The sequence below is a fragment of the uncultured Amaricoccus sp. genome (assembly GCF_937858865.1).
Lineage (GTDB): Bacteria > Pseudomonadota > Alphaproteobacteria > Rhodobacterales > Rhodobacteraceae > Amaricoccus.
In genome coordinates, this window is record NZ_CALLYO010000601.1 from 1 (window position 1) to 4,588 (window position 4,588).

At 71.7% G+C, this 4,588-nt stretch carries 6 protein-coding genes; 3 read left to right on the forward strand and 3 right to left on the reverse strand.

From position 1 onward, the window contains the following. On the forward strand, window positions 1–194 hold a 194-nt coding region (locus tag Q0112_RS17760; RefSeq protein ID WP_297977350.1), incomplete at its 5' end, for a Uma2 family endonuclease. Window positions 195–221: 27 nt separating this feature from the next. On the opposite strand, the gene choV is transcribed toward Q0112_RS17760, so the two are convergent. The 3 genes from choV to Q0112_RS17775 are packed head-to-tail and all read right to left on the reverse strand — an operon-like array spanning window position 222 to window position 3,107. Beyond that, entirely contained in the window at window positions 222–1,310 is a 1,089-nt protein-coding gene (gene choV, locus Q0112_RS17765; protein WP_297977352.1) for a choline ABC transporter ATP-binding protein, read from the reverse strand. Between the two features lie 5 nt (window positions 1,311–1,315). Next, window positions 1,316–2,146 (reverse strand): choline ABC transporter permease subunit, encoded by an 831-nt coding sequence (gene choW, locus Q0112_RS17770; protein WP_297977353.1) that lies wholly within the window; start codon window positions 2,144–2,146, stop codon window positions 1,316–1,318. A 28-nt stretch (window positions 2,147–2,174) separates the two neighbouring features. Continuing rightward, on the reverse strand, window positions 2,175–3,107 hold the full coding sequence (locus Q0112_RS17775; protein ID WP_297977355.1) for a choline ABC transporter substrate-binding protein: 933 nt from the start codon (window positions 3,105–3,107) through the stop codon (window positions 2,175–2,177). A gap of 144 nt (window positions 3,108–3,251) precedes the next feature. Here Q0112_RS17775 and Q0112_RS17780 point away from each other — a divergent pair, with 144 nt between their 5' ends. Both Q0112_RS17780 and Q0112_RS17785 read left to right on the forward strand, forming a co-directional pair. Continuing rightward, entirely contained in the window at window positions 3,252–3,926 is a 675-nt protein-coding gene (locus Q0112_RS17780; protein ID WP_297977356.1) for a TetR family transcriptional regulator C-terminal domain-containing protein, read from the forward strand. A gap of 85 nt (window positions 3,927–4,011) precedes the next feature. Further along, window positions 4,012–4,588 (forward strand): aldehyde dehydrogenase family protein (locus tag Q0112_RS17785; RefSeq protein WP_297977358.1); only part of this gene is annotated, 577 nt, incomplete at its 3' end.

Sequence of the window (4,588 nt, forward strand, 5' to 3'; positions counted from 1 at the left end):
ACAAGCGCCGGATCTACGCGAAGAACGGCGTCGCGCATCTCTGGCTCGTCGACCCTAAGCCGCGCACGCTCGAAGCCTTCGCGCTCGAGGGCGGCAGCTGGATCCTTGTCGCCGCCCTGAAGGATGACGAGGAAGTGAGGGTTTCCCCCTTCGAGGCGATCTCCTTCCCGCTCTCGGCGCTCTGGCCGGATTAGCCGACCGTCCGCCGTTCAGGCCGCCGCTCAGGCCGCCGCGGCTGCCGTCTTCGCCAGCATGGCGCAGACCGCGCGGGGGCTGATGCGGCCCTGGGTCGCGCCGTCCTCGCCCACCCAGACCGGGGCGTCGGAGGCGGCGAACATCGGCAGCGCGTCGCGCAGCGGCGCGCCCGGGGCCAGCATCCGCGCCGGGTCGCCCGGCCCCGGGTCCGAGACCATCGCGTCGGAGGCGGTCAGCACGCTCAAGGGGTTGAGGTGGGCGACGAAGTCCGCGACATAGCCGTTCGCCGGCTTCAGCACGATGTCCTCCGGCCGGCCCGACTGCACGATCCGCCCGCCCTCCATGATGCTGATCGTGTTGCCGAGCTTCACCGCCTCCTCGAGGTCGTGGCTGACGAAGAGGATCGTCGCGTGCATCTTCTCCTGCAGCTGCAAGAGCTCGTCCTGCAGCCGGTTGCGGATCAGGGGGTCGAGCGCCGAGAAGGGCTCGTCCATCAGCAGGATCTCGGCGTCCGTCGCGAAGGCGCGGGCGAGGCCCACCCGCTGCTGCATGCCGCCCGAGAGCTCGGAGACCTTCTTCTCCGCCCAGTCCTGCAGGTTGACCGTCGCCAGCACCTCGCGCGCCTTGGCGAGCCGCTTCTCCTTCGGCTCGCCGGCGAGCTCGAGCCCGAGCGCCACGTTCTCCACCACCGTCCGCCAGGGCAGCAGTGCGAACTGCTGGAAGACCATCGAGACCGACCCGCGGCGGAGCGCGCGCAGGCTCTCCTCGCCGCAGCTGGCGACGTCGACCACCCGCCCGTCGGTCCCGCGCACGCTGACCGCCCCGCGCGCCACCGGGTTGAGCCCGTTGACCGCGCGCAGCAGCGTCGACTTCCCCGAGCCCGAGAGGCCCATCAGCACCGAGATCTCGCCGCGGTTCACCGTCAGCGTGCAGTCGTGCACCCCGAGCACCTGCCCGGTCGCCTTCTGGATCTCCGAGCGGCTCTGCCCGCGGTCCATCAGCGGCAGCGCCGTGGCCGGCGAGCCGCCGAAGACGATGGAGACCCGGTCGAACTCGATCATGGCGGCGGGGTCGCCCGTCCGGTCTGTTGTCGGCCCTGTGGTCGGCTCGGTCATGGGGGTCAGCCTCCTCGGCGGAACACGCGGTCGAGCAGGATCGCGACCACGACGATCACCAGCCCGGCCTCGAAGCCGAGCGCGGTGTTGACGGTGTTGAGCGCCCGGACCACCGGCACGCCCAGCCCGTCGGCGCCGACCAGCGCCGCGATCACCACCATCGAGAGCGAGAGCATGATCGTCTGCGTCAGCCCGACCATGATCTGCGGCATCGCCCAGGGCAGCTCCACCTTGCGCAGGAGCTGCCCCCGCGTCGCGCCGAAGGCGAGCCCCGCCTCCTTCAGCTCCTTGGGCGTCGTGGTGATGCCGAGGTGGGTCAGCCGGATCGGCGCCGGGATGACGAAGATCGCCGTGGCGATCAGCCCCGGCACCATGCCGATGCCGAAGAAGACGATGGCCGGGATCAGGTAGACGAAGGTCGGCAGCGTCTGCATCAGGTCGAGGACCGGGCGCAGGGCGGCATAGAGCTTCGGCCGGTGGGCGGCGGCGATGCCGATCGGCACCCCCACCCCCATGCAGACCACGACCGCCGAGAGGACGAGGGTCAGCGTCTCGGTCGTCTCCTCCCAGTAGCCCTGGTTGAGGATGAAGAGGAAGCCGAGCACCACCAGCGCCACCGTCCCCCAGGAGCGCTGCAGCAGCCAGGCGATGGCGGCGAAGACCGCCACCACCGCCAGCGCCGGCGGGGTCTGCAGCGCCCAGAGGATGCCGGTGATCAGCCCGTTGACGACCGCCGCCAGCCCGTCGAAGAACCAGGCGGCGTGCTCCGTCAGCCAGTCCACCCCGTTGCCGGCCCACCTGCCGACCGGGATCTTGGTTGCGGTGATCCACTCCATCGCCCGGCCCTCCGTGCCGTTCCGAGGCTCAGACGCCGAGCGACGACTTCACCGCCGCGAGCCCGTCGCCGCCGTCGCGCGTCGTGACCCCCTCGAGCCACGCGTCGAGCACGCCGGGGTTGGCCTTCAGCCAGTCGGCCGCCGCGGCGTTCGGCTCCTCGCCGTCGTCGAGGATCTTGCCCATGATCTCGCTCTCGAGCGGCAGGGTGAACTCGAGGTTGGCGAGCAGCTTGCCCACGTTCGGGCATTCGGCCGAGTAGCCCTTGCGGGTGTTGGTATAGACCGTCGCCCCGCCGAAGTCCGGGCCGAAGACCTCGTCGCCGCCGGTCAGGTAGGTCATCCTGATCGTCGTGTTCATCGGGTGCGGCTCCCAGCCGAGGAAGACGATCCCCTTGCCGCTCTTCTCCGCCCGCCGCGCCTCGGCCAGCATCGCCTGCTCCGAGCTCTCCTTCAGCTTGAACTTGCCCAACCCGAACTGGTCCGCGGCGATCATGTCGAGGATGAGCCGGTTGCCGTCGTTCCCCGCCTCGATGCCGTAGATCGTCCAGTCGAGCTGGTCGCCGAACTTCACGATGTCGGCGAAGTCCTTCAGCCCCGCCTCGGCCAGGCTGTCGTTCACCGCCAGCGTGTACTTCGCCCCCTCGAGGTTCGGCCGCACCACCTCGACCGTGCCGGCGTCGCGGCCGGGCGCGAGGTCGGCCTCCATGGTCGGCATCCAGTTGCCGAGGAAGACGTCGAGGTCGCCCTTGGCGAGGCCGGCGTAGGTCACCGGCACCGAGAGGATGCTGACCTCGGTCTCGTAGCCGAGCGCCTGCAGGACCGTCGAGGCCACCGCGGTGGTGGCGGTGATGTCGGTCCAGCCGACGTCGGAGAAATGCACCTTGGCGCAGCTCGCCGGCTCGGCGGCCAGCGCCGGTGCGGCGAGGAGCGCGGCCATCGCCGCGGCGGTGATGAGCTTCATCTGGCATAACCTCCATGCTGTCGGAGCCGTTGCCCGGCTCGCGTCGCGCCTAGCGTCAGCGCAAAGCGTTGACGCGTGCAAGGGAAACCCATATTGATTGACCGATCAATCAATAAATGGGGCGTGGCGGTGGCGAGGACGCAGATGGCCGAAGCGCGGAAGCGGGCGCTGATCGGCGCCGCGCTGCGCGAGATCTCCGACCACGGCTCGCTCGAGGTCACCGTGGCGCAGATCGCCGGCCGCGCCGGCGTCTCGCCCGCGCTCGCGCATCACTATTTCGGCGGCAAGGACGATCTCATCCTCGCCACCATGGGGCATCTGCTCGCCGAGTTCCGCGCCGTCCTCGTCGAGGGCCTCGCCCGCGCCGACGGCCCGCGCGCGCCGGAAGCGGTGGCCGCGCGCCTCTCGTTCTTCCTCTGGGCTGAGCTTGCCGGCGAGGGGCTGAAAGTCGAGACCGCGCTCGCCGACGTCACCGACAAGGCGGCGATCCAGACGGCGATCGTCGGCGGCAGCTTCGGCCCGGAGCAGTTCCACCGCGCGACGATCAGCGCCTGGCTCACCTTCTACGCCTGGGCGCTCTCCTCGCCCGGCGCCGCGCGGCTGCTGCGCCTCTACCAGCGCCGGCTGCACAGCAACCTCGTCCACGACCTCCGCGGCCTCGTGCCGCCCGCCGAGGCCGCCCGCATCGCCGAGGGCGCCGGCGCGCTGATCGACGGCGTCTACCTGCGCGAGGCGCTGAAGGGCCGCCCCACCCGCCCCGAGACCGCCATCGCCACCGTCGAGACCTACCTCGACCACGAGCTCGGGAGCCTCGCATGATGCCGCCCGTCCAGTCTTCGCTGCCGGGGCGCCCGGGCGGGGAGGGGGAAACCGTCCCGCCCGCCACCCACGGGAGGCGCCCGTGATGCGTGCCCAGCCCGCCGCCTCGCACTGGATCGCCGGCGCCCCCTTCGAGGACGAAGCCGGCGCGCCCTTCGACGTCCTCTACCCGGCGACGGCCGAGCCCATCGCCCGCCTCCACGCCGCGACGCCGGCCGTCGTCGAGCGCGCCGTCGCCGCCGCCCGCGACGGCTTCGCCGCCTGGTCGGCCACGCCCCCCGCCCGGCGCGCCCGCGTCCTCCGCCGCGCCGCCGACCTCATCCGCGCCCGCGGCCGCGCGCTCGCCGAGCTCGAGACCCTCGACACCGGCAAGCCCCTCTCCGAGACGCTGGTCGCCGACTGGCCCTCGGGTGCGGACTCGCTCGAATGGTTCGCCTCGCTCGCCGCCACGCTCGCCGGCGAGGCGATCGATCTCGGCGGCGACATGGTCCTCACCCGCCGCGAGCCCCTCGGCATCTGCGCCGGCATCGGCGCCTGGAACTACCCGAGCCAGATCGCCTGCTGGAAGGCCGCGCCTGCGCTTGCCTGCGGCAACGCGATGATCTTCAAGCCCTCCGAGCTCACCCCGCTCGGGGCGCTGAAACTCGGCGAGATCCTCGCCG

Bases quoted from the DNA above. Each gene is read 5' to 3' on its own strand.
- choV (WP_297977352.1), bottom strand. From the start codon at position 1,310: ATGACCGAGCCGACCACAGGGCCGACAACAGACCGGACGGGCGACCCC.
- choW (WP_297977353.1), bottom strand. From the start codon at position 2,146: ATGGAGTGGATCACCGCAACCAAGATCCCGGTCGGCAGGTGGGCCGGC.
- Q0112_RS17775 (WP_297977355.1), bottom strand. From the start codon at position 3,107: ATGAAGCTCATCACCGCCGCGGCGATGGCCGCGCTCCTCGCCGCACCG.
- Q0112_RS17780 (WP_297977356.1), top strand. From the start codon at position 3,252: ATGGCCGAAGCGCGGAAGCGGGCGCTGATCGGCGCCGCGCTGCGCGAG.